This is a genomic window from Bifidobacterium sp. LH_730, from assembly GCF_056355835.1.
Genome location: NZ_JBKETB010000003.1, coordinates 169301 through 194718, shown reverse-complemented (window position 1 = coordinate 194718; position 25418 = coordinate 169301). Strand labels below are relative to the sequence as shown.

Here is a 25418-nt window from a genome sequence, read left to right as displayed (position 1 = left end):
CTATCCCTCGCCCGACCCCCATCGGCGCTGATCCAAGGAGCACCACATCCCGCATGGAGTATTCCAGTACCACACTCATCGCACTGACCGCGGCGCTGGTCCTTGTGGCCGCGCTGTTCGTATGGCTTTCGCTGACCATGGCGGCGGCCGAGGGCGCGGTCTCACGGGTCACGCGATCCAATCTCAACAACCTGGTCCTCGAGGCTCAGACCGACCAGGAGACCGGCCATCTGACGCGTATGAAGCGCATCGAGCGCATCCATGTGGTGCAGCGGCTCATCGCCGACCGATATGCCACCGCCGGGGGATGCGCGTTCCTCCGCATCGCCTCAAATGTGCTCGTCGGCGTGCTCGTCGGATGCCTGACCTCGCTCTACGGCACGCCGCTGTGGGTCGAGCTGGCCGTCGGCCTCGGCGTGGCTCTGATCGTGGGCGTCGTCTCCGTGCTCGTGCGGCCGCGCAATGCCGGTGCCGCCGACCCGGCCGAGATCATGCTGCGCCATGCCCGCGCCGTCTCTATGGCATGCATGCTCACGCCCTTCGCACGCGTCGGCTCGGACAAGACCAAGCTCAAGCTTGCCAGCCTGTCCGACGACGAGGAACTGGAGAAGATCCAGCTCGAGCAGGGGCGTGCCATGATCGACCGTCTGGTCGAGACCAACGGCTTCGATCCCGAGGTCTCCGAGATGATGCGCAATGTGCTCACATTGTCGGAGACGCTGACACGCGAGGTCATGGTGCCCCGCACCGATATGATCTGCGTCGAGCGTGGGGCCAGCCTCGAGGAGATGCTGCGGCTGTGCTCGCGCTCCGGATTCTCGCGCGTGCCCGTCATCGGCGACGACGTGGACGATCTGGTCGGCGTCGCCTATCTCAAGGACGCGGTGCGGGCCATCGCCTTCAACCCGGCCGCCGGCTCGCGCCACGTCGATTCCATCGTGCGTGAGCCGATGCTGGTGCCCGAATCCAAGCCCGTTGACGATCTGTTCCACCAGATGCAGCGCTCCCGGCAGCATGTCGCCGTGGTCGTCGACGAATACGGCGGCATCGCGGGACTGGTCACGATCGAGGACGCCATCGAGCAGATCGTCGGCGAACTCGAGGACGAACACGACCGCACGCAGCGCGTCGAACCCGAGCGCGTGGGGGAGCGCAAGTGGCGCATGCCGGCGCGCACGCCCATCGCGGACCTCGAGGAGCTCTTCGAAGTCGACATCGACGAGGATGACGTCGACACGGTCTACGGATTGCTGACCAAGCTGCTCGGGCGCGTGCCGATCGTCGGCTCGAGCGCCGTGGCACGTGGCATCAGGCTCACGGCCATCGACTCGGCCGGCCGTCGCAAGAAGGTGTCCACGATCGTCGCCGAACCGGCCCACGTCGAGGGCGATGGAGAAGATGGCAGGGATACCGCCGCCCCCGAGGCGCGCGGAGAGGAAGACGAACGCGGAGGAACGATATGAGCGGACAACGTGATCAGGAAACGGCCGGGCGCGACGAGGCGGTGCAGGCGCATGCGGTGTATCGCTCCGGCTTCGTGGCCGTCGTCGGACGGCCCAACGTCGGCAAATCGACGTTGATCAACGCGCTGATCGGCTCGCAGATCGCCATCGCCTCCTCGCGGCCCGAAACCACCCGCAAGGCCATCCGAGGAATCCTGACCAGCGAGGACGCGCAGCTCGTGCTCGTCGACACCCCCGGCATCCACCGGCCGCGCACGCTGCTGGGCCAGCGGCTCAACGACATCGTCGAGGAGTCCCTGTCCGAGGTGGACGTCGTCGCCTTCCTGCTGCCCGGCGATCAGGAGATCGGCCCCGGCGACCGCAGGATACTGTCGCGCCTGCGCTCCGACTTCGCGACCAAGCGCGAGGACGGGACCTGGCGCTGGAAGATCCCGCTGATCGCCATCGTCACTAAAATCGACGAGCTGTCGCGCGAACAGCTCATCGCCAAGCTCATCGAGGTCAATGAATTCGCCGACTTCGCCGACATCGTGCCCGTCTCGGCGCTGAAGCACGACAACCTCGCCGAGGTGCGCGCCGTGCTCATCGACCACACGCCCGAGGGCCCGCAGATGTATCCGGCCGAGCAGATCAGCGAGGAGCGGCCCGAGGAGACGATCGCCGAACTGGTGCGCGGTGCCTTCCTGGAGCAGCTGGACGACGAGTTGCCGCATTCGCTGGCCGTCGTCGTCGATTCGATCGACTATCCCGAGGACAACGAGACCGGGGAATCATATGACGGCAAGGCCGACGTGCGCGTGTCGATCTACGTCGAACGCGATTCTCAGAAGCCGATCATCATCGGCCGCGGCGCCGCGAACCTCACCGCCGTCAAGAAGAAGCTCCGCACCCCGGTCAACCGCATCGTCGGGCGCAAGGCCCGTCTCGACCTGCACGTCAAGGTCGCCAAAGGCTGGCAGTCCGATCCTAAGCAGCTTCAGAAGCTTGGCTTCTGAAGCTGTCTAGGATTGTGCCGCCGCACCTTCCGGCGACAGTTACATGAAATCGGGGTGCGGACGCGTCGGCGTCCGCACCCCGTATCGGCTTCAAGCGGCGGAAGGCCTCACTTGCGCTTGGTGTACATCTGGGTGTTGAGGAGGGTGGCGTAGCGCTGGATGACCTTGGGGCGGATGACCTTCATCGAGGCGGTCATGAGCCCGTTCTCCTGCGTGAATTCCTCGGGCAGGATGATGAACTTGCGCACCGATTCGGCGCGGGAGACGCCCTCGTTGGCCTGGTCGACCCACTTCTGCACCTCGGCGCGCACCGCCGCGTTGGAGGCGGCCTCCTCCATCGACATGTCGGGGTCGAGGCCCTTGGCCGTCAGCCAGAGGCGCAGCGCCTCCTCGTCGAGCGTGATCAGCGCGGAGATGAACGGGCGCTTGTCGCCCAGCACCAGCGCCTGGGAGACGAACTCGCAGCGCTTGATGACCTCTTCGATCGGCCCGGGCGCCACGTTCTTGCCGCCGGCAGTGATGATGAGGTCCTTCTTGCGGCCGGTGATATAGAGGAAGCCGTCGTTGTCGATGCGCCCGAGATCGCCGGTGGCATACCAGCCGTCGGCTGTGAAGGACGACTCGGTGGCCTCGTCGTTCTTGTGGTATCGGGGGAAGACGGCCGTGCCCTTGACCTGGATCTCGCCGTCCTCGGCGATGCGCAGCGAGAAACCGGGGAAGGCGATGCCCACCGAGCCGGGACGATAGGGCACGCCAAGCGGATTGAAGGCGCATGGGGCGGTCGTCTCCGTCAGACCATAGCCCTCGTAGACCGGCACGTTCGCGCCGCGGAAGAAGGCCAGCAGCTCCGGGTCGAGCGGCGCGCCGCCGGCGACGATCCACTGCGCGCGCCCGCCGAGCACCTCGCGAAGCGCCGAGTAGACCAGCGGGTCGAAGGCCGTGCGCCGCGCGCGCGTCAACGCGCCCGCGTGTCCGTTCTCGCCGACCTCGGCCATGTATTTCTGCGCGGCGACGACGGCCGAGGCGAAGACCATGCCCTTGGCGCCATGCCCGGCCTTCTGCGAGGCCGCGTTATAGACCTTCTCGAGCACGCGGGGCACGACGATCATCACACTCGGACGCGCCTCCTTGAGGTCATCGATCAGCGTGGAGATGCCCTGTGCGATGTAGATGCGCAGATTGGAGGCGACGACGATGTAGTTGATTGCGCGCGCGAAGGAGTGGGCCTGCGGCAGGAACAACAGCACCGTGTGGTCCTTCTCGTTGAGCAGCTTGGGCATGTAGGGCGGCAGGTTCAGGGCCGTGGTGCAATAGTGCTCATGCGTCATCTCGACGCCCTTGGGGGCCGCGGTGGAGCCGGAGGTATAGACGATCGAGCACAGATCGGTTTTCTTGACCGATGCGATGCGCTCGTCGAGTTCCTCGTCGAGCACGCCCTCGCCATATGCCCGCAGCTCGTCCAGACCGCCCGTTTCGATGCACACGGTGTGCTCGAGCGAGGGGCATTCGCGTTCGGCGCCGTCCGCCTTGGCCCGCATCTCCTTGGTCTCGACGATGAGCAGCCGCGCGTCGGAGTTGTTGACGATGTTGCGGATCTGCTCGGCCGAATCGGTGTCGTAGATCGTCGCGAGCACGCCGCCGCACGCCATGATCGCCGCGTCGGTCAGATCCCACTCATAGGAGGTGCGGCACATGAAGGCCACCGCATCGCCCTTCCTGAGCCCGTAATGCATCAGGCCCTTGGCGACGGCACGCACGTCGGCGAGGAATTCGTTGGCCGTTTTGGTCGTCCACTGGCCGTCGACCTTGTAGGTGTAGAGCGGTTCGTCGCCCATGCGGCGGGCGCGGTCCGCGTAGATGTCGTAGATCGACATGCCCTCGTCCAGCGGGGGATTGCCCTGCGTCGAGGTCATCATCAGGCCGGTCGCCTCGTCGATGCGGGTGAAGGTCGGGAATCCGGGGCCCCACTCGTCGGTGTGCGGCAGCGTCGTGTCTCCGGGTCGTGCGGTCGCCTCGTTGTAGTCCGGGGTGCCCTGGTCGTCGCTGACCGGGTGCATGAAATCGGTGCCGAGACGCAGGGCCTTCCTGGTCAGATCGGCGGTGTGGTGCTTAAGGCTGGAAATGACGGACACGAGGTGCTCCTTGCCCTTCTCTCGAATGCTGTGTTACGCCTCACCTTAGTCGGTTGGAGACGACACGTCACCTTACGAAAGCGTAGGTTGCGGATATCGGGGAATGAGAATGGGTCGCCGCCGCGCCATGGCGTGGGTTACACTATGGCACCGTACACACCGACGTTACGCGCGCCCCTTGCGGCGCGTGGGAAGAAAGGGCTCTCATGGCTGAAACCCCTGAGACCTCGGTGACCTTCGGCATTCTCAATGAGACGAGCGACGTCGAGTCGCGCGTTGCGTTGACGCCCGATATCGTCACCAGGCTGGGCAAGAGCGGCGTCTCCTGCCTGATCGAAAGCGGCGCTGGCGCCGCGGCGCAATACACGGACAAGGATTACGAGGCGGTCGGCGCCCGTGTGGCAAGCCGCGACGAGGTGATCGCCGGCGCCGACGCGCTCGGCTTCGTCGATCGTCCGTCGGCCGATGTCATCGCCAAGGCCAAGGCCGGCACGTGGATCATCGGCATGCTCGGCTCGTTCACCGACGCCGATTACGTCGCCTCGCTTGAGTCCGCCGGCATGGTGGGCGTGGCCATCGAGAAGCTGCCGCGCCAGCTCTCCAGCGCGCAGTCGATGGATGAGATGACCTCCCAGAACTCCGTGATGGGATACAAGGCCGCCATCGTCGCGGCCGATGCGTATGGCTCGTTCCTGCCGATGATGACCACCGCCGCCGGCACGATCCGCCCGGCCAAGGCGCTGGTGCTCGGCGCCGGCATCGCCGGCCTGCAGGCCATCGGCACCCTGAAGCGCCTTGGCGCGGTCGTCACCGCCTATGACGTGCGCCCCGCCTCCAAGGGCGAGGTCGAATCCCTTGGCGCCAAGTTCCTCGATCTGGGCCTCGATTTCTCGAAGGGCCAGGGCGAAGGCGGCTATGCGCGCGCCCTCACTCCCGAGGAGCAGGCCGCCCAGCAGGCCGCGGTCGATGAGAAGGCTGCCGGCTTCGACATCGTCATCACCACCGCCAAGGTCCCCGGCCGCAAGCCCCCGATGCTGCTCACCGCCGCCGGCGTGAACGGTCTCAAGCGCGGCGCCGTCGTCGTCGACTGCGCGGCCAGCGAACTCGGCGGCAATGTCGAGGGCTCCGCCGTCGGCACCCATGTCACCGAAGGCGGCGCGACCATCATCGGCGCGCCGTATCTGGCCTCCGGCGTGGCCACCACCGCTTCGAACCTGCTCGCCCGCAACGTGGCCGATGTGCTCGTGCACTTCGTGCGCGACGGCAAGCTGTCCATCGTCGCCGGCGACGAACTCGACGATGCGCTGATCGTCGCCGGTCGCGCCGGCGCCGCGAAGGAGGAGAAGTAATGGATATCGTCGTTGCCATCACCCTGTTCGTCCTCGCGCTGCTCATCGGCGTCGAGGTCATCGGCAAGGTCCCCGCGACCCTGCACACGCCGCTGATGTCGGGCGCGAACTCCATCCACGGCATCGTCATCGTCGGCGTCGTCATCGTCGCCGCCCACGCCACGAGCCCCTTGGCCTGGGTGTTCATCTTCCTGGCCGCCGTGCTGGGCACGATGAACGTCGTCGGCGGCTATGTGGTCACCGACCGCATGCTTGAGATGTTCAAGTCCGACAAGAGCAAGAAGAACGACAAGGAGGCCAAGTGATGTCCAGCCTCGAACAGACGCTGTCGACGCCGCTGGGCGTCATCGAATGGTTTGTCTACCTGCTGGCCGCCGTGATGTTCGTCATCGGCCTGCATCTCATGAATTCGCCGAAGACCGCGCGCCGGGGCAACCTGATCTCCGCGGCCGGCATGGTCATGGCCTGCGTCATGGCCTTCATCGTGCTCTTCGTCGGCGAGGCCTCCAATGGCTTCGCGCATTCGACCGCCGTGATCCTGCTTATCGCGGGCATCGTCATCGGCGCGGTCGTGGGCGTGTGGAGCGCCAAGAAGGTCAAGATGACCGATATGCCGCAGCTGGTCTCCGTGTTCAACACGGTCGGCGGCGGCGCGGCCGCGCTCGTCGCTCTGAACGACATCCTCAACTCCGAGGACACCCCCGGCCTCGTGGTGCTCATCACCGCCGGCCTCGGCGTGCTCATCGGCTCGGTCACCTTCTCCGGTTCGCTGGTCGCCGCCGGCAAGCTGCAGGGCCTCAAGTGGATGCGCAATCTCTCCCTGCCCGCCAAGGGCGTGTGGAACGTCGTCTTCGCCGTGCTCTCGCTCGCCTCCTTCGTGATGCTGTGCGTGCAGCCGTCCAACGCGCTGCTGTGGAGCGTGCTGACCACCGTGTTCGCCCTGTGCTATGGCCTTGTGTTCGTCATCCCGATCGGCGGCGCCGACATGCCCGTCGTCATCTCCGTGCTCAACGCATGCACCGGCACCGCCGTGGCCATGAGCGGCCTGGCGATCAACAACATCGCCCTGATCGTGGCCGGCGCCCTCGTCGGCGCGGCCGGCGTGACCCTGTCCATCGCGATGAGCAAGGCCATGAACCGCCCGCTGCTCTCCGTGCTGGCCGGCGGCTTCGGCGGCGGTTCGTCCGCGGCCGGCGACGCCGAGGGCCCCGAGGGCACGATGAAGGAGACCACCGCCGACGACGTGGCCGTGCAGCTCGTCTACGCGGACAAGGTCATCTTCGTGCCCGGCTTCGGCCTGGCCCAGGCGCAGGCCCAGCGCGAGCTCGCCGACCTCGGCGAACTGCTCAAGGGCCATGGCGTCGAAGTCGCCTACGCGATCCACCCGGTCGCCGGCCGTATGCCCGGCCATATGAACGTGCTGCTCGCCGAGGCCAACGTGCCCTACGAGGAGCTCGTCGACCTCGACGACATCAACCCGCAGTTCCCGACCGCGGGCGTCGCGCTCGTCGTCGGCGCCAACGACGTGACCAACCCGGCCGCCCGTCGCCCCGGCACCCCGGTCTCCGGCATGCCGATCCTCGACGTCGACATGGCCCAGAACGTCGTCGTCATGAAGCGCGGCCGCGGCAAGGGCTACGCCGGCATCGAGAACGAGCTCTACTTCAAGGACAACACCCAGATGCTCTTCGGCGATGCCAAGGCCGGTCTGCAGGCCGTGATCGCCGCCGTGAAGGAGCTCATTGCCTAAGCGAACGGCTGCTCACCTGTCGATAAGAGCCGGCGTCCTCTCCTGTCTGTTGACCGGAGAGGACGCCGGCTCTTTGTTATGACCTGTTACTTTCTGTCATCCTGAGTGAGCGTAGCGAGTCGAAGGATCTCTGGGAATGTCCGTGTGGGATTCTTCGACTACGCGCTTCGCGCTCCGCTCAGGATGACAATATAAGGAAGAGCCTCGCTCAGGATGACAGTGCGACTGGTCCAAGGTGTTTGTATAATAAACAACTGTTGTCTTGGCGAGGGAAGCGTTGACTTCCGTGATCGACTCGACGTATGCGACTCCTTGCGGGTCCGTATGGCGCGTCGTGGCGCCCGGACGGAACGAAACGAAATATAAGGAGTCATATCATGGCCAACACCATCACCCTCGAGGGCGAAGTCCGCGACGAGTTCGGCAAGGGCGCTGCCCGCCGCATGCGCGTCGCCAAGCTCGTTCCCGCCACCATCTATGCCGGCGGCGAGGAGCCTGCCTTCGTCAAGCTGCCGCTGAAGGAGACCACCAACGCCCTGCGTCACACCAACGCCCTGTTCACGCTGAACTTCGGCGGCGAGTCCAAGATGGCCGTCGTCAAGGATGTGCAGCGCAACCCGCTCAAGCGCATCGTCGAGCACGTCGACTTCTACGAGGTCAAGGCCGGCGAGAAGATCGACGTCGAGGTGCCGGTGTTCGCCGAGGGCACCCCGAAGGGCGTGGCCGTGGCCTTCGTCGACATGCAGGAGCTCAAGGTGCGCGCCGATGTCACCAACCTGCCCGAGAAGATCGTCGTGAACGTCGACGGCATGACCGACGGCACCAAGGTCCTGCTCAAGGACGTCGTGCTGCCCGAGGGCGTCGAGCTCGACATGACCGATCTCGAGGAGCCGGTCGTCACCGTCGAGGTGCCCGAGGACGCCACCGAGGCCTCCGCCGCGGCCGCTCCGGCCGCCGATGCCGCTCCGGCCGACGCCGAGGCTCCGGCCGCCGAGTGACCTTTTCGGAAAAACACTTTCCATGGCTTGAAGGCCCGCGTTCCCTCCACAAGGGGCGTGGGCCCTGCCATATCCGATATCTTTCACGATGCGAACGCCGCGCGACCCGCGGCGCGCAGGCTGTGAGAGAGTAGGCAACAGGCCCGGCCACAAGCACGGGCATATCCCAATGGAGCGGCCGCGCAGGCGGCCGACGAATGCAAGAAGAAACAGCAATGACTGAAAACACGCATCACGACCAGGCATCGCTCGACAAGCTCGTCGAGCCCTTCACCGTTCTGCCCAATGACAACCCCGCCTCCGACGCCAAGCGCGCCGAGCTCATCGACAAGCCGGCCTTCGGCCAGCTGTTCTCCGACAACATGGCCCATATGAGCTGGACCAAGGGCGAAGGCTGGTCCGACCGCCGCATCGAGCCCTATGCGCCGCTCAAGCTCGACCCGGGCGCCTCCGTGCTGCATTACGCGCAGGAAGTGTTCGAGGGCCTCAAGGCCTATCGCCACGCCGACGGCTCCACTTGGCTGTTCCGCCCGGACGCGAACGCCGAACGCTTCCAGAACTCCGCCAAGCGCCTCTACCTGCCCGAGCTGCCGATCGACGATTTCATCGGCTCCGTGGCCGCTCTGGTGCGCCGCGATGTGAACTGGGTGCCGTCCCGCCGTGAATACACGCTCTACATGCGTCCGTTCATGTTCGCCTCCGAGCCGTTCCTCGGCGTGCGCGCCCCGCAGGAGGTCGACTACTGCGTGATCGCCTCGCCTTCCGGCCCGTATTTCCCGGGCGGCGTCAAGCCCGTGAGCATCTGGGTCGAGGACAAGTGGTTCCGCACCGGCCCCGGCGGCACCGGCTTCGCCAAGTGCGGCGGCAACTACGCCGCCTCGCTGCTGGGCGAATACAAGGGCATCGACAACGGCTGCCAGCAGGTCTGCTTCGTCGACGCGGCCACCAAGACCTATCTCGAGGAGCTCGGCGGCATGAACATGATGATCGTCCACAAGGACGGCCATGTCGAGACCCCGTCGCTGACCGGCAACATCCTGCCGGGCGTGACCCGTCGCTCGCTGATCCAGCTCATGCAGGACCGCGGCATCGACGTCGTCGAGACGATGATCCCGCTCAAGCAGCTGCTCGAGGACATCAAGTCCGGCGAGGTCACCGAGGTGTTCGCCTGCGGCACCGCCGCCATCATCACCCCGATCGGACGCTTCAAGTCCGAGGAGTTCGACGTCACCGTCGCCGACGGCGAGTCGGGCAAGCTCACCGTGGACCTTCGCAACGAGCTCCTCGGCATCCAGCTCGGCGAAATCGAAGACCCGCACAATTGGATGTGGCGCGTGGCCTGATCGCAATTCCTTTGGAATTGCATTCATCAGGCCACGCGAGGCGGATTAGAGGACAGTCCGGTGGACTGTCCTCCCGCCGGAGCAATCCGTTGACATATCGACGCGCCGCGAGGCGGCCGTAGAGGAAGCCCTGTGGGCTTCCGTGCCGCCGGAGCCATCCTTATAACAGAGCACGAGTCGAATGAGGGCGAAGGTCCAGATAGACCTTCGCCCTCGCTCTATATTGGCTAAACCCCTCCTCGTTCCCGTCCGTCCGCTAAAGTGACGACGGACCAAAGAGAGGAGGCCGTCTGTGGAAGTCGCGCTGGAGACCAATGCCTTCATCCTGGGCATCGAATATGTGGCCATCTTCTGCTGCGGCATGGTCGGCGGACTGACGGCGGTGCGCAAGGGATATGACATCACCGCCATCCTCATCACCTCGTGGCTGACGGCCATGGGCGGGGGACTCATCCGCGACATGATCCTCGACGTGACGCCGATCGGTATCTCCGACCGCGGTTTCGTCCTCACCGCGCTGGCCTCCGGCGTGGCCGTCGCGTTCATCCACCCGGAGGTGGACCGGCTCAAATGGTCGATGCTCACGCTTGACGCATTGGCCATGGCGTTGTTCGCGGTCGTCGGCACGTCCAAGGGCATGATCTTCGGCCAATCGGGCATGCCTGCCGCGTTCCTTGGCATGTTCACCGCGATCGGCGGCGGCCTGATCCGCGATATGCTCATCAACGAGGTGCCGATGATCATCCGCGACAAGCATTGGTATTTCGTGCCCGCCGCCGTTGGCAGCGTGCTCACTGTCTTCGTCTGCAAGGCCGTCCAACATGGCTATCTCGACGTGCAGGGGGAGATCGCATTCGACGTCGCTATCGTCGTGCTGGTCGTTGCGATGCGTCTGCTGTCGGTGCGATTCAACTGGATGGTGCCGGGGGGCGATGCGACGCCACAACGTCTATCTGCCCGGCGAGGCGCGCTATCTGCGCCGGCCGGACATCCGCCCGCGCCGCGCCGCGGAACGGGAATCGGGCTCCGACGGCAAAGGTCTGGGCGCGGATGACGGAGCGCCCACGGGCGCGGCGTGATCCGCGGGAATGTCCCGGGTGCGGCCCCATGGCGTGTTGCCTTTCGTTTGACCGCACCGCATGCTATCATCTCAGTTTTGTATGTCCTTATAGCACACGTCGTTTGGAGTTACATTGGCTAACATCAAGTCGCAGAAGAAGCGCGTCATCACCAACGAGAAGGCGCACAAGCGCAACGTGGCCGTCAAGTCCGGCCTGAAGACCGCGATTCGCGCCACCCGCGAGGCCATCGCCGCCGGTGACAAGGCCGCCGCCGAGGCCGCCTACAAGGTCGCCGCCCAGAAGCTCGACAAGGCTGCTGGCAAGGGCGTCATCCACAAGAACCAGGCCGCGAACCGCAAGTCCGGCCTCGCCGTCGCGATCAACGCGCTCTGAGTCGAAGCGATACTCTTCGAAAGAGGCCCGTGGTGAAGAACCGCGGGCCTCTTGGCATATCCGGCATATCCCGACGCCGCATCCCCGGAATCGGACGGGATGGCGGGCTTTCTTGTACTATGGGGTGAGTTTGTTTTCTTCCTTCAGGAGGCATATTCAGTGGCTGAGCTCAAGCAGCACAACCAGCCTGGTTCCACCGACCAGTCGCTGATCCGCAACTTCTGCATCATCGCGCATATCGACCACGGCAAGTCCACGGTCGCCGACCGCATCCTCCAGTTGTCCGGCATCGTGCCCGAGCGCGAGATGCGCGACCGTTTCCTCGACCGCATGGATATCGAGCAGGAACGCGGCATCACGATCAAATCGCAGGCCGTGCGCGTGCCGTGGACCGTGGACGGCACCGAATACACGCTTGGCATGATCGACACCCCGGGCCACGTCGACTTCACCTACGAGGTCTCGCGCGCGCTGGCCGCATGCGAAGGAGCGGTGCTGCTCGTCGACGCGACGCAGGGCATCGAAGCCCAGACGCTGTCAAACCTGTATATGGCCATGGATCATGACCTGGCCATCATCCCCGTGCTCAACAAGATCGACCTGCCGTCGGCCGAACCGGACAAGCATGCCGAGGAGATCGCCGGCCTGATCGGCTGCGATGTCTCCGACGTGCTGCGTGTCTCCGGCAAAACCGGCGAAGGCGTCGCCGACCTGCTCGACACCATCGTCATGGACGTGCCCGCGCCCACGGGCGAGCCCGAGACGCCGGCGCGAGCGTTGATCTTCGACTCGGTGTACGACTCCTACCGCGGCATCGTCACCTACATCCGCATGGTCGACGGCGAGCTGCGCTCCCGCGAGAAACTGCACATGATGGGCATCGGCATGACCCACGATCCGATCGAGATCGGCGTCATCAGCCCCGATATGACCCCCACCAAGGCCCTTGGCGCCGGCGAGGTCGGCTATGTCATCACCGGCGCGAAGGACGTGAGCCAGTCCAAGGTCGGCGACACCATCACCTCCGCCGCCAAACCGGCCACCGAGGCGCTGTCCGGATACCGCGATCCCAAGCCGATGGTCTATTCCGGCCTGTTCCCGATCGACAACGCGCAGTTCCCCGAACTGCGCGACGCGCTCGACAAATTGAAGCTCAACGACGCGGCGCTGATCTACACGCCCGAGACCTCGGTGGCGCTGGGCTTCGGCTTCCGCTGTGGTTTCCTGGGGCTGCTGCATATGGAGATTGTCTCCGAGCGGCTGTCGCGCGAATTCGGCCTCGACCTGATCTCCACCGCGCCGAACGTCACCTACGAGGTGACCAGCGAGGACGGCACCGAGCACCATGTGACCAACCCGAGCGAATTCCCCGAGGGCAAGGTCAAGCGCATCGTCGAGCCGATGGTCGCCGCCGACATCATCACGCCGAAGGAGTTCATCGGCGCGGTGATGGACCTGTGCCAGGAGAACCGCGGCATCATGGGCACGATGGAATACATCTCCACCGACCGTGTGGAGATGCACTACCGCATTCCGCTGGCCGAGATCGTCTTCGACTTCTTCGACCAGCTCAAGTCGCGCACCAAGGGCTACGCCTCGCTCGACTATCACGAGGACGGCGAGCAAGCCGCCGATCTGGTCAAGGTCGATATCCTGATCCAGGGCGAGAAGGTCGACGCTTTCTCCGCGATCGTCCACCGTGACAAGGCGTATTCGTATGGCGTGATGATGACCAAGAAGCTGCGCGAGCTCATCCCTCGCCAGCAGTTCGAGATTCCGATCCAGGCCGCGATCGGTTCGCGCATCATCGCGCGCGAGAACATCCGCGCCCTTCGCAAGGACGTGCTCGCCAAGTGCTACGGCGGCGATATCACACGTAAGCGCAAGCTGTTGGAGAAGCAGAAGGCCGGCAAGAAGCGCATGAAGATGCTCGGCCACGTCGAGGTGCCGCAGGAGGCGTTTATCGCGGCCCTGTCCACCGGCGACGACAAGAACCAGGACCGCGACACCAAGGACAAGATCCGCGCCGCGCAGAAAACCGAGGGCTGATGAGCCGTCAGACAGTGTGACGATTGAACAGTTGGCGGATTGGGCGAACAGTTGGTTGTCTCCATGGAAAATGCCTCAGAAAAACACTGTCGTTCCATCATTGATTCGATGACCAAGCAGCCAACTGTTCATCCAATCCGCCAACTGTTCAATCGCGATGGCATCGCAGGGGGTGCGTGTTGACCTACGAGACATATGTGCATGTGCCGTTCTGCCTGCGATGCCGAGCCGTGAAACGGACAGTCCTGTGGACTGTCCGTAGGCGAGGGGAGCGGCCGTGCCGCGACGGCAGCGTTGTAGAAAGCGACCAATGACCTACGAAATTTATGCGCACGTGCCGTTCTGCTTGCGACGCTGCGGCTACTGTGATTTCGTGACCTTCACCGGGCGGAATCTGGGCGGGGGAGTCTCACGCGCCAGCTACGCCGATATGGCGATCGCCGAGATGCGGCTGACACGCGATTGGCAACTTGCGCATGGCATCGAGGAACCGCCCGCCTCGACCGTGTTCTTCGGAGGCGGCACGCCCACGATTCTGCCGGCGGCCGACCTCAACCGCATGCTGGCCGCGATGCGCGAGCTCTGGGGCATCGCGCCGGACGCCGAGATCACCACCGAGGCCAATCCCGACACCGTGGACGCGGCCTATATCAAGGAACTCTCCGACGGCGGGTTCACGCGCATCTCCTTCGGCATGCAATCGGCCGTGCCGCATGTGCTCAGAACCCTTGACCGCACGCATACGCCCGCCAACGTCGAGGCCGGAGTCCGCGCCGCGGAAGCAGCGGGGCTTCGCACCAGCGTCGACCTGATCTACGGCGCGCCGGGGGAGAGCCTCGACGACTGGCGCGCCTCGGTGCTCGCGGCCATTGACCTGGGAATCAACCATGTCTCCGCCTATGCGCTGACCGTCGAACCGACGACGAAAATGGGGCGTCGGATCGCCGACGGAACGTTGCCCAGGCCGGATGACGACGATGAGGCCGCCAAATATGAGATCGCCGACGAGCTTTTGTCGGCGGCCGGGCTGCAATGGTATGAGGTGAGCAACTGGGCGCGCCCGGGCTATGAGTCCCGTCACAACCTCGGCTATTGGCGCAATGTGGACTGGGCCGGCATCGGCCCCGGCGCGCATAGTCATTACAATGCATCTGTCATCCTGAGCGAGGCGACAGCCGAGTCGAAGGATCTCAGTGGAGGGGATTCTTCGGCTTCGCCTCAGAATGACAAAAAAGTGTCTCAGAATGACAAAGAGATGACTCAGAGTGACAAGAGCGGGCTGCGTGCCTGGGACATTCCGCATCCGAAGCTCTGGGGGCTCAGGATATCGGCCGGCGAGGTGCCGTGGGCCGGCAGCGAAACCGTCACGCGCAACGAGGATCTGGAGGAGCACGTGATGCTCGCCCTGCGCATCCGCGACGGACTGGATATCCCACGACTCGAGGAAGCGGCCGGCACCGGCATCGATCGCGGGGAGCTGCGCCGTATGGAGTCAGAGGGATTGGTCGACTGCATCGAGGGCGACGACGGCGCCATCCGTCGCATCGTCGCCACGCGGCAAGGCCGTCTGCTCAATGACATGCTGATCGAACGGTTCTTCGATCTGCTGGATCTATAGGATCCAATCCGAAAACAGGTATTGACTTTTCGTCATATTCGGTATATGGACGCCGAAATCTCACCGACACATGGCGGCGGTATTCTGTCCGGGCATTACCAAAGAACCGCAAGGTCGTCAAGACCCTGCCCAAAAACATCACGAAGGTGGTTTCGGTGACTTTCCACGCCCCGCTTGATCTGACGATCCATGATTCCCAAGGCCTATACGATCCCGGGGCCGAACACGACGCCTGCGGCGTGGGCATGGTCACCACCCTCAACAAGCGCCCCGAACGCAAGATCGTCGAGGACGCCATCGAGGTGTTGGTCAATCTCAACCACCGTGGCGCCGTGGGCGCCGAGGAGAACACCGGCGATGGCGCGGGCATCCTGATGAGCATGCCCGACGAATTCATGCGCGAGTCGATGCATGCGCTCGGCGTGGAACTGCCCGAGGCCGGCCATTATGCGGCGGGCATCGCCTTCCTCGACCGCGATCTGACGACCTCCGGGCAGCAGGAGCAGGCCATCGCGCGCATCGCGGGCGAGGAAGGACTCGAAGTCCTCGCATGGCGCGTCGTGCCGACCAATCCCGACGGCCTGGGTCTGCAGGCCCTCGCCTCCATGCCCGCGTTCAAGACGCTGGTGCTCGCCGATCCGGAGGGCAAGCTCGCCGGCATCGAACTCGACCGCCGCACCTTCCGCGTGCGCAAGCGCGTCGAACATGAGGTCGGCGTGTATTTCGCCTCGCTGTCGGCCCGCACGATCACCTACAAGGGCATGCTCACGACGATGCAGCTGACCGGCTTCTTCCCGGACCTCAAGGACCCGCGGATGAAGGCGACGATCGCCATCGTCCACTCCCGCTTCTCGACCAATACCTTCCCGAGCTGGCCGCTGGCGCAGCCGTTCCGTCTGCTTGCGCATAACGGCGAAATCAACACGATCCAAGGCAACCGCAACTGGCTGTCCGCGCGTGAAGGCCGGCTCTCCTCCCAGCTGCTCGGCGAGTTCAAGCCGCTGCTGCCGATCGCCACGCCCGGTTATTCGGATTCCGGCACCTTCGACGAATGTCTGGAACTGCTGCATCTGTCCGGACGCTCGATGCCGCATGCGATCAGCATGATGCTGCCGCCCGCATGGGAGAAGAATCCCGAGCTCGACCCGGATGTGCGTGCGTTCTATGAGTACAACAACACGCTCATCGAGCCGTGGGACGGCCCGGCCGACATCGTCTTCACCGACGGCACCCAGGTCGGCGCTCTGCTCGACCGCAACGGCTTCCGTCCCGGCCGCTGGCAGGTGACCAACGACGGCTACGTCGTGCTGGCCTCCGAGGCCGGCGTGCTGCCCGAGACCAAGGCAGAGGACATCAAGGCGAAGGGTCGCCTTGAGCCCGGCAGGATGTTCCTCGTCGACACCGCCGAGGGACGCATCGTGCCCGACGAGGAGATCAAGCGCGTTCTGGCATCCCAGCATCCCTACCGTCAGTGGATCGAGGGCAATGCCGTCGAGCTCAAGGACCTGCCCGAACGCGAGCATGTGAGCCATTCCAAGGAGTCCGTCGCCCGTCGCCAGCGCGCCTTCGGATACACCGAGGAAGAGCTCAAGATGCTGCTGGAGCCGATGGCGAACACCGGCAAGGAGCCGATCGGCTCGATGGGCAACGATGCGCCGCTGCCGGCCCTCTCCAAGCACAGCCGCATGCTCTTCGACTACTTCACGCAGAAGTTCGCGCAGGTCACCAACCCGCCGCTGGACTGGGAGCGTGAGGAGATCGTCACCTGCCTCGAATCGGCCATCGGCCCCGAGCCGAACCTGCTCGCCGATGATGAGCTGCATGCCAAGAAGATCCTCATCCCGCTGCCGGTCGTCAACTCCGACGAGATGGCCAAGCTCAAGCGCCTCGACCGCGCCCCGGTGCTCGGCGGCTACTACAAGCCCTTCATCGTCAAGGGCCTCTATCAGGTGGCCGGCGGCGGCGAGGCGCTCAAGACCCGCCTCGACCAGATCTTCGCCGAGGTCGACCAGGCCATCGCCGAGGGCTGCAACTTCATCGTGCTCTCCGACCGCGAATCCGACCACACATGGGCGCCGATCCCGTCGCTGCTGCTCACCTCCGCCGTGCAGCATCATCTGCTGCGCCAGCACACGCGCACGCAGGTCTCGATGGCCGTCGAGGCCGGCGACGTGCGCGAGGTCCACCATGTCGCCCTGCTGATCGCCTATGGCGCGGCCTGCGTGAACCCGTATCTGGCCTTCGAATCGGTGGAGAATCTGGCGCGCACCGGATATCTCAAGGTCGACGAGCAGACCGCCGTCGCCAACCTCACCAAGGCGCTGTCGACCGGCGTGCTCAAGATCATGGCCAAGATGGGCGTCTCCACGATCATGAGCTATCGCGGCGCGCAGCTGTTCGAAGCCGTGGGACTCAAGAGCGAACTCATCGACGAATACTTCACCGGCACCACCTCGCGCGTCGGCGGCGCCGGACTCGACGATATCGCCGAGGAAGTGGCCATCCGCCACCGCGTCGCCTATCCGAACCAGTGGACGGCCAGCCCGCACCGCAAGCTGGAGACCGGCGGCCAATACAAGTGGCGTCGCACCGGCGAGGACCATCTCAACGATCCGGAGGCGATCTTCCTGCTGCAGCAGTCGACCCAGCGTGGCGACTATGGCATGTTCAAGAAGTACTCCGCCCATATCAACGACACCTCCAACCGCCTGATGACCCTGCGCGGCCTCATGAAGTTCAACGACAAGCGCAAGCCGATCGACATCTCCGAGGTCGAGCCTGCCAGCGAAATCGTCAAACGCTTCTCCACCGGCGCCATGTCCTATGGCTCCATCTCGCAGGAGGCGCACGAGACGCTCGCCAAGGCGATGAACTCGATCGGCGCGCGTTCGAACTCTGGCGAGGGCGGCGAATCCGACGACCGCATCGAGGACCCGCTGCGCTATTCGCGCATCAAGCAGATCGCCTCGGCCCGCTTCGGCGTCACCTCCGACTATCTGGTGCATGCCACCGACCTGCAGATCAAGCTCGCCCAGGGCGCCAAGCCCGGCGAAGGCGGCCATCTGCCCGGTGCGAAGGTGCCGCCGTGGATCGCCAAGGTCCGTCATGCCACGCCCGGCGTCGAGCTCATCTCGCCGCCGCCGCATCACGACATCTATTCGATCGAGGATCTGAAGCAGCTCATCAACGATGCGAAGATGGCCAACCCCAAGGCCCGCATCCACGTCAAGCTCGTCTCCGAGTTCGGCGTCGGCACCATCGCGGCCGGCGTGGCGAAGTGCCATGCCGACGTGGTGCTGATCTCCGGCTACGACGGCGGCACCGGCGCGGCCCCGATGAACGCGATCAAGCACGCCGGCACCCCGTGGGAGATCGGCCTGTCGGAGACCCAGCAGACGCTGATCCTCAACGGCCTGCGCTCCCGCATCGTCGTGCAGTGCGACGGCGAGCTCAAGACCGGCCGCGATGTGGTGATCGCCGCGCTGCTTGGCGCCGAGGAATTCGGCTTCGCCACCGCCGCGCTGATCGTCGAGGGCTGCGTCATGATGCGCGCCTGCCAGAAGAACACGTGCCCGCAGGGCATCGCCACGCAGGACCCGGAGCTCAGGGCCCGGTTCCGCGGCAAACCCGAGCATGTCGTCAACTTCTTCATGTTCATCGCCGAGGAGGTGCGCGAGATCCTCGCCCAGCTGGGCTTCCGCACGCTCGAGGAGGCGGTCGGCCACGTCGAATGCCTCGACCAGAACGAAGCGATCAAGCGGTGGAAGGCCGACGGCATCGACCTGACGAATGTGCTCATGCAGGCCGGCCCGGTGCCCGGCACCGTGCTGCACTGCACCGAGTCGCAGAACCATGAGCTCGAGAAGGCGCTCGACAACCAGCTCATCGAACTGGCTCAGTCCGCTCTCGAACATCAGGAGCCCGTGCGCATCGAGATGCCGATCCGCAACGTCAACCGCACGCTTGGCACGATGCTCGGCTACGAAATCACACGCCGATACGGCGCCAAGGGTCTGCCCGACGACACGATCGACATGACCTTCCATGGCGCGGGCGGCCAGTCCATCGGCGCGTTCATTCCGAAGGGCGAAACGATCCGCGTCTACGGCGAAGTCAACGACTACGCGGGCAAGGGCCTGTCCGGCGGCCGCATGGTCGTCCGCCCGGAGGACGGCGTGCGCTTCGACCGCCACGACAACGTCATCGCGGGTAACGTCACCGGCTTCGGCGCGACCTCCGGCGAGATGTTCGTCGCCGGACGCGCGGGGGAGCGCTTTGCCGTGCGCAACGGCGGCGCGAGCTTCGTCGTCGAGGGCGTGGGCGACCACGGCTGCGAATACATGACCGGCGGCACGGTCGTCGTGCTCGGCCCCACCGGGCGCAACTTCGGCGCCGGCTTCTCCGGCGGCAACGCCTATGTGCTCGACCTTGACATGGCGCGGGTCAACCCCTCCGCCGTGACCAGCGGATCGCTGATCTTCGAATCGATTGACGGCGAGGACGAGAAGCGTGTGCATGACTTGGTCAAGCGCCATGCCGAGGAGACGGGCTCTGCCTTCGCCGCCGAGCTCTTGGCCGATTGGCCCGCCGCCGTCAAACGATTCACCCATATCGTGCCCCGCCAGTTCGTCGCCATGACCCGCGCGATGGAGGAGGCCGAGGCCAACCATATCGATTTCAATGAACCCGGGGTCTGGGAACGGACCTACGAACAAGTGATGGAAGGAGCGCGCTGACATGGGTGACCCGAGAGGATTCCTGAAGGTTCGCACCCGCCGCGAACTGGCCGAGCGCCCCGTCGTCGAGCGCATCAAGGACTGGCTCGACGTGCATGCCGAGTCCGGACTGCAGCCGTGGACCCAGGAGCAGGCCGCGCGATGCATGGATTGCGGCACCCCGTTCTGCATGACTGGCTGCCCGCTGGGCAACCTTATCCCCGAGTTCAACGACCTCGTGCGCCAGGGCAAGTGGGAGGACGCCTACAACAGGCTGTCGATGACCAACAACTTCCCCGAGGTGACTGGACGCATCTGCCCGGCCCTGTGCGAGAAGGCCTGCGTGCTTGGCATCCACCAGCCGCCCACGATGATCAAGCTCGACGAGCAGACCATCATCGACCAGGCGAGGGAACTCGGCTTCGTCCGTCCGCTGCCGCCGCAGCGCCTGACCGACCAGACCGTCGCCGTCGTCGGCTCGGGCCCCGCTGGCCTGGCCTGCGCCCAGCAGCTGACGCGCGCCGGACACACCGTCGTCGTCTATGAGAAGGACGATGCGATCGGCGGCCTCATGCGCTACGGCATCCCGAATTTCAAGCTCGACAAGCGCCTGATCGACGAGCACGTCAAGCAGATGGAGGCCGAGGGCACCCGTTTCCGCACCGGCGTCGAGATCGGACGCGACATCACCTGGGACGAGTTGCGCACCCGGTATGATGCGGTGGTCGTGGCCATCGGCTCGCGTGTGCCTCGCGATATGAACCTGCCCGGTCGTCAGCTTGACGGCATCCATTTCGCGCTGGACTTCCTGCCCGATGCGACCCGTCGCATCTACGGCGCTCCGCTCGAGCACGACATCACCGCCAAGGACAAGCATGTCATCGTCATCGGCGGCGGCGACACCGGCTCCGACTGCCTCGGCACCTCGATCCGTCAGGGTGCCAAGGACGTGACCGTGCTGCAGATCATGCCCAAGGAACCCACCGAGCGCCCCGACAACCAGCCGTGGCCGACCTTCGCGCGTCTCTACCAGAAGACCTCCTCGATGGAGGAGGGCGGCACCTACCTCTACAACACCGATTCGGTGAACTTCGAGGGCGTGCCGGACGGGGATCGCGCCAAGGTCACGGTCGCCAACGGCACCGCCACCGAAGGCTTCCTCGCCGACGAGCACGGTCATGTCACCGGCCTGAAGGTCGTCGACGTCGCCCCCGGCGAGAACGGCCCCTTCACCCGTCAGCCCGGCACCGAGCGCATCCTGCCGGCCGATCTGGTGCTCATCTCCGTCGGCTTCCTGCATCCGGACACCACTACGCTGCTCGACCAGATGCCCGTGGAACTGGATCAGCGCGGCAATGTCAAGCGCGACGATCACTTCGCCACCTCGCAGGACGGCGTCTTCGTCGCCGGCGACGCGGGCCGAGGCCAGAGCTTGGTCGTCTGGGCCATCGCCGAGGGACGCTCCTGCGCGGCGGCCGTCGACGAATATCTGACCGGTGCCACCGAGCTGCCCAAGCCCATCGCCGCCTCCGCGCGGCCGATGTCGCTGCCTCGCTGAGGCCTAGGCTGGGATAACCGCCAAGGCAACGGTCGAAAGACACGAAAAAGGACGGTATTGCGGTACAGTAACCGCAGTACCGTTTTTCGTCTGCAAAGGAGAAACATGGCCAATCGAGCCGAACGGCGCGCCGAAGCGAAGCGCGCGAAGAAAGGCATCCCCTCCCAATACGACCAGACCCGTGGCCGTGGACGCGGCGGCATGGTCGACGAATGGTCGCTGCAGCAGAAGTCCATCCGCCTGCAGGACGGCACCGACACCGGCGACGGCCCGTGGAAGCCGAGCGCTCGCACCGAGGCGGATGTCGAGGTCGAATCGCAGTTCGAGGCCAATCCGAACTACCGCAACCCGAAGGTGCTGCGTGCTCCGCACTCCGTGCGCCAGTGGTTCCGTGCGCTGAGCTGGATCCTCATCGTGCTCGCCGCCGTGGCCTTCCTGGTCATCATGTGGCTGCCCTCGCACCCGATGTGGCTGGTCATCACCGTCGCCGCCGTCTTCGTCGTCGGCGTCGTATCGCTGTTCTTCACCGCCGGTAACTACCGGCATAATCCGAACTTGGACGCTAATGGAACGGCGGTCTGACTTATAACAGAACGCAACCACCGCCAAACGAAACGCTATGCCCGCATCCGACCCACGCGTCGATGCGGGCGTTTCGCATTTCATGCCCTAAAGTAGGGCATGTATTCACTACAACGAAGAGGTGTCTATGAAAGTCGATCTGCTGACCCGCGAATATCCGCCCAAGGTCTACGGCGGCGCCGGAGTGCATGCCGAGGAGCTCTCCAAGGTGCTCGCCGAACGCGTGGACGTGACCGTGCGCGCCTTCGATGGCCCGCGCGTGCCCGAGGACGCTCCGGCCATTCCGAACGCGGCCGAGGCCAAGGGTTCCCTGACGCTCAAGGGCTATGACACCCCGGCCGAGCTGGCTAATGCGAATGGCGCGATCAAGACCTTCGGCGTGGACCTGCAGATCGCCGATGACGTCGATGCCGACGTGATCCACGTGCATACGTGGTACGCCTGCCTGGCCGGATACATGGCTAAGATGCTGCACGATACGCCGCTGGTCATCACCGCGCATTCGCTCGAACCCTTCCGCCCGTGGAAGAAGGAGCAGCTTGGCGGCGGCTACAACCTGAGCTCCTGGGCCGAGCGCGAGGCCTACGAGCACGCCGACCGCATCATCGCCGTCTCCGCCGGCATGCGCAAGGATATCCTCGCCGCCTATCCGAACGTCGACCCGGAGAAGGTCGTCGTCGTGCACAACGGCATCACGATGAGCCAGTTCGCCACCCCCGCCGACGACGATCCGGCGTGGGGCGTGTTCGACCGCTACCATATCGACCGCTCGAAGCCGACGCTGCTGTTCGTCGGCCGCATCACCCGCCAGAAGGGCCTGCCGTATCTGCTCCAGGCGCTGCATTTCGTCGATCCGGACATCCAGGTGGTGCTGTGCGCCGGCGCGCCCGATACCCCGGAGATCATGGAGGAGGTCAAGACCGCCTTCGCCGAGCTCGACAAGGAGCGCGGCAACATCATCTGGATCGAGGAGATGCTGCCCAAGCCGGAGCTCAACGCGCTGGAGCATGGCTGCGATGCGTTCATCTGCCCGTCGATCTACGAGCCGCTGGGCATCGTGAACCTCGAGGCCATGGCCTGCGGCCTGCCCGTCGTCGCCTCCGCGACCGGTGGCATCCCCGAGGTCGTCGTCGACGGCGAGACCGGATATCTGGTTCCGATCGACCAGCTGCATGACGGCACCGGCACGCCGACCAATCCCGACAAGTTCGTGCATGATATGGCCGACGCGATCAATCGCGTCATGGCCGACCCGGAGCGCGCCAAGGCGATGGGACAGGCCGGATACGAGCGCGCCCGCGACAAGTTCAGCTGGGAGTCGATCGCCGACAAGACCGTCGCCGTCTACCAGTCCGTGCTCGACGAGCGCAAGTGATCCATCCGGACCATGCCGTGACGGCGTGAACCATTGACCGGTCTTCCGCTGGCCGACGCCGGCGGAAGACCCTGTTGCATATGGAGGCAATATGACCACCGAATCCGCACTGACACTTCGCGGCGTGGAGTTCCGCCGGCGCCGCCGTGTGATCCTGACCAAGGTAGACCTCGACGTCAAACGCGGCGAGAAATGGGTGCTGTTCGGCCCCAATGGCATCGGCAAATCCTCGCTGGTGGCGATGATGGCCACGCGCGGCCATCCCTCCGAGGGCACCGTGGATATCATCGGCAACCGGCTCGGCAAGGTCGATGTGTTCTCCTATCGCAATCGCATCGGCCTGTCCTCGGCCGAGCTGGCCCGCGCCTTCCCGGGCGACGAGGATCCGATCGACGCGGTGGTGACAGCCACCAAGGCGGTCACCGGGCGCTGGCGCGACACCTACACCGATGAGGAATACGCCCGCGCCCGCAGCCTCATGGCCCGCTTCGGCATCAGTTACCTCGAAGGCAAGCAGATGTTCAAGCTGTCCGAGGGGGAGCGTACGCGCGTGCTCATCTGCCGCGCGCTGATGGCCGAGCCGGAGCTGCTGATCCTCGACGAACCGACCACCGGGCTTGACCTCGGCGGCCGCGAACTCGTGCTGCGCGCGCTGGCCGACATGGGGCGAGAGGACCCCGACCGCACCGTCATCCTCGTCACCCATCGTCTCGAGGAGATCCCCGCCGGCTTCGATCATGTGGCGATCATGGGGCGCATCACCGGCTCCGAGGCCGACGCCTACGCCGACAATGTGGCGGGGAACGATCCCGCCCCCGGTACGATCATCTACGCCGGCGACCTCGAGCACGGCTTCACCGAGGAACGGCTCGGCTCGATATTCGGCCTCGACCTGACCGTCACCCACGACCACGGCCGCTGGGCCGCCTTCGCGCGGTAGCAGCGGGGGATTGACTTCGCCGCGGGACACGCTGCTTGGCGTACGTTTATGAGCAGTCCCACGGAACGGCTGCGCATAAACGTACGCTGAACCGTTGCATCCGTACGTTTATGCGCAGGCATATGGCATCCCTGCGCATTTTCGTATGCTGAGGGCGGCTAAGCGTACGTTTTTGCGCATATGCTTCGTCGGAGTGCGTGAAAACGTACGTAGCCGAGCATGGGGGAAGTGCATGTTGACACGTGTATCGGGGATACAATATGCCCACAGTGAATGAGTGAGTGCTCACTCATTCGTGGTATAGTGGCGTTCCGTGAATACCGAATCATCTGCCGACAGCGCTTCGGGGGATAAGCCGCGCCGCCAGCGTGCCTCGGCCATGCCCAGCGAACGGAGGCGCGAGGCGATACTCGACGCCGTGGGCGCCGAGGTCGTCGAACGGGAGATGGACCTGACCACCAAGGAACTGGCTCAGCTCGCCGGCGTGGCCGAGGGCACGCTGTTCCGCGTCTTCGGCTCGAAGGAGGAGCTGCTCGTCGCCGCCTTCGCGCACCGGCTCGAACAGGTGGCGCGCGACGATTCCTGGAAACGCGACCTCGTCCGAGTCGACGGCAAGGACCTTGAGGCGCAGCTCGAGCGCTATATCGAGGTCGTCACCGAGCGCATCGTCGACTGGACGCGCCTGATGTCCATCCTGCACCGTTTCCTGCGCGGGGCGGAGGCCTCCAAGGCACATTCCCTGCGCGAGGCAAGCCATGGCGAGGTGCGCCGCATCAAGGACCTCTATATCGGCACGCTGAAGGATTTCGCCGACAGCTGCGCGGCGATCCTCGCTCCGCATGCCGGGCAGCTGCGCGTGGGCGTCGACCAGGCGGTCGCCTTCATCCAAAGCACCGCGACCTCGCTGGCCATGGCACGCCAATTCCATGACTTCGGCATCACGCCGGCCATGGCCGCCGATTTGGTGGTCCACGGTCTCGTCGACGCCAATCCCACTTCCGCGGACGGAGGCACCTCGACATCCGCGGAACCGCGCGCATAGCGCCGCCGCGGCATCGCATATTCCCATCTGTTATCCATATCCCCTCACCACACCG

General features: G+C 65.0%; 17 protein-coding genes and 1 pseudogene. 17 read left to right on the top strand and 1 reads right to left on the bottom strand.

Annotated features, from left to right (window positions below; translation table 11 throughout):
* The first annotated feature begins 53 nt into the window (after nt 1-53).
* The gene (locus tag AC1AUD_RS05875) at nt 54-1463 is read left to right on the top strand and encodes a hemolysin family protein (RefSeq protein WP_476573001.1); all 1410 of its coding nucleotides are present in this window, start codon (nt 54-56) and stop codon (nt 1461-1463) included.
* The gene (era, locus tag AC1AUD_RS05870) at nt 1460-2458 is read left to right on the top strand and encodes a GTPase Era (RefSeq protein ID WP_476572999.1); all 999 of its coding nucleotides are present in this window, start codon (nt 1460-1462) and stop codon (nt 2456-2458) included. The genes AC1AUD_RS05875 and era overlap by 4 nt, the downstream gene beginning before the upstream one ends.
* A 107-nt stretch (nt 2459-2565) precedes the next feature.
* Here era and AC1AUD_RS05865 read toward each other — a convergent pair whose 3' ends face one another.
* On the bottom strand, nt 2566-4590 hold the full coding sequence (locus AC1AUD_RS05865) for an AMP-dependent synthetase/ligase (RefSeq protein WP_476572997.1): 2025 nt from the start codon (nt 4588-4590) through the stop codon (nt 2566-2568).
* A gap of 206 nt (nt 4591-4796) precedes the next feature.
* On the opposite strand from AC1AUD_RS05865, the gene AC1AUD_RS05860 reads away from it, so the two are divergent.
* The 15 genes and pseudogenes from AC1AUD_RS05860 to AC1AUD_RS05790 all read left to right on the top strand — a co-directional run bounded on the left by AC1AUD_RS05860 (nt 4797) and on the right by AC1AUD_RS05790 (nt 25363).
* The gene (locus AC1AUD_RS05860) at nt 4797-5939 is read left to right on the top strand and encodes an NAD(P) transhydrogenase subunit alpha (RefSeq protein ID WP_476572995.1); all 1143 of its coding nucleotides are present in this window, start codon (nt 4797-4799) and stop codon (nt 5937-5939) included.
* Nucleotides 5939-6244, top strand: a complete 306-nt coding sequence (locus tag AC1AUD_RS05855) for an NAD(P) transhydrogenase subunit alpha part 2 (protein WP_476572993.1) — start codon at nt 5939-5941, stop codon at nt 6242-6244. The genes AC1AUD_RS05860 and AC1AUD_RS05855 overlap by 1 nt, the downstream gene beginning before the upstream one ends.
* On the top strand, nt 6244-7689 hold the full coding sequence (locus AC1AUD_RS05850; protein ID WP_476572991.1) for an NAD(P)(+) transhydrogenase (Re/Si-specific) subunit beta: 1446 nt from the start codon (nt 6244-6246) through the stop codon (nt 7687-7689). The genes AC1AUD_RS05855 and AC1AUD_RS05850 overlap by 1 nt, the downstream gene beginning before the upstream one ends.
* A 377-nt stretch (nt 7690-8066) precedes the next feature.
* Nucleotides 8067-8687 (top strand): 50S ribosomal protein L25/general stress protein Ctc, encoded by a 621-nt coding sequence (locus AC1AUD_RS05845; protein WP_476572989.1) that lies wholly within the window; start codon nt 8067-8069, stop codon nt 8685-8687.
* A gap of 215 nt (nt 8688-8902) precedes the next feature.
* Entirely contained in the window at nt 8903-10030 is a 1128-nt protein-coding gene (locus tag AC1AUD_RS05840; protein ID WP_476572987.1) for a branched-chain amino acid aminotransferase, read from the top strand.
* Between the two features lie 292 nt (nt 10031-10322).
* A pseudogene (locus AC1AUD_RS05835) lies at nt 10323-11109 on the top strand (trimeric intracellular cation channel family protein).
* A gap of 114 nt (nt 11110-11223) precedes the next feature.
* Nucleotides 11224-11484, top strand: coding sequence for a 30S ribosomal protein S20 (gene rpsT, locus AC1AUD_RS05830; protein ID WP_476572985.1), 261 nt, complete (start codon nt 11224-11226; stop codon nt 11482-11484).
* Nucleotides 11485-11583: 99 nt separating this feature from the next.
* On the top strand, nt 11584-13533 hold the full coding sequence (lepA, locus tag AC1AUD_RS05825) for a translation elongation factor 4 (RefSeq protein ID WP_476572983.1): 1950 nt from the start codon (nt 11584-11586) through the stop codon (nt 13531-13533).
* A gap of 310 nt (nt 13534-13843) precedes the next feature.
* Nucleotides 13844-15151 (top strand): radical SAM family heme chaperone HemW, encoded by a 1308-nt coding sequence (gene hemW / locus AC1AUD_RS05820; protein WP_476572981.1) that lies wholly within the window; start codon nt 13844-13846, stop codon nt 15149-15151.
* Nucleotides 15152-15306: 155 nt separating this feature from the next.
* Nucleotides 15307-19887, top strand: a complete 4581-nt coding sequence (gene gltB, locus AC1AUD_RS05815; protein ID WP_476572979.1) for a glutamate synthase large subunit — start codon at nt 15307-15309, stop codon at nt 19885-19887.
* Nucleotide 19888: 1 nt separating this feature from the next.
* On the top strand, nt 19889-21424 hold the full coding sequence (locus AC1AUD_RS05810; protein ID WP_476572977.1) for a glutamate synthase subunit beta: 1536 nt from the start codon (nt 19889-19891) through the stop codon (nt 21422-21424).
* Between the two features lie 105 nt (nt 21425-21529).
* Nucleotides 21530-22006 (top strand): tripartite tricarboxylate transporter TctB family protein, encoded by a 477-nt coding sequence (locus tag AC1AUD_RS05805; protein WP_476572975.1) that lies wholly within the window; start codon nt 21530-21532, stop codon nt 22004-22006.
* 127 nt (nt 22007-22133) lie between these two features.
* The gene (gene glgA, locus AC1AUD_RS05800; RefSeq protein WP_476572973.1) at nt 22134-23381 is read left to right on the top strand and encodes a glycogen synthase; all 1248 of its coding nucleotides are present in this window, start codon (nt 22134-22136) and stop codon (nt 23379-23381) included.
* Nucleotides 23382-23472: 91 nt separating this feature from the next.
* A complete protein-coding gene (locus AC1AUD_RS05795) occupies nt 23473-24321 on the top strand; it encodes an ABC transporter ATP-binding protein (RefSeq protein ID WP_476572971.1) in 849 nt (282 codons plus the stop codon).
* 313 nt (nt 24322-24634) lie between these two features.
* Nucleotides 24635-25363 (top strand): TetR/AcrR family transcriptional regulator, encoded by a 729-nt coding sequence (locus tag AC1AUD_RS05790; RefSeq protein WP_476572969.1) that lies wholly within the window; start codon nt 24635-24637, stop codon nt 25361-25363.
* Nucleotides 25364-25418 lie beyond the last annotated feature (55 nt).